This window comes from Streptomyces sp. bgisy100 (genome assembly GCF_057709105.1).
Window position 1 is genome coordinate 1 of the sequence record NZ_JBYITE010000125.1, and the last position, 511, is coordinate 511.

Annotated in this window: 1 protein-coding gene; it reads left to right on the forward strand. The window is 71.6% G+C overall.

Translation table 11 applies throughout. The features are described 5' to 3' along the window. The coding region (locus tag AC3EQ1_RS31355) for a transposase (RefSeq protein WP_432097691.1) at positions 1 to 511 on the forward strand (511 nt) is incomplete at both ends.

Sequence of the window (511 nt, forward strand, 5' to 3'; positions counted from 1 at the left end):
ACGGCGTCGATCTCCTGGGCCCGATGGCCGGCAACACCACCGCCCAGAGCGGCGGCCCCTTCCAGCAGGACGCCTTCACCGTCGACTGGGAGCACGAGCGGGTGACCTGCCCGAACGGCGTCACCAGCACCCAGTGGCACCACCGGCACTCGCAGCAGGGCCTGCCGGTGATCCGGGTCCGCTTCAGCCCGACCGACTGCCGCACCTGCCCCAGCCTGCGCGACTGCGTCAGCTCACCGAAGGCCGAACGCCGCGAGATCACCCTGCGCCACCGCGCCGAGCACGAAGCCGTCCAGGCCGCCCGCACCCGACAGCAGACCGACGCCTGGAAGGACCGCTACAAGATCCGAGCCGGCGTCGAAGGCACCATCTCCCAGGGCATCGGCCGCTGCGGCCTGCGCAGATCCCGCTACCGGGGCCTCCTCAAAACCAGCCTCCAACACCAGCTCACCGGCGCCGCCATCAACCTCGCCCGCATCGACGCCCACCTCACCGAGACACCCCGGTCCCG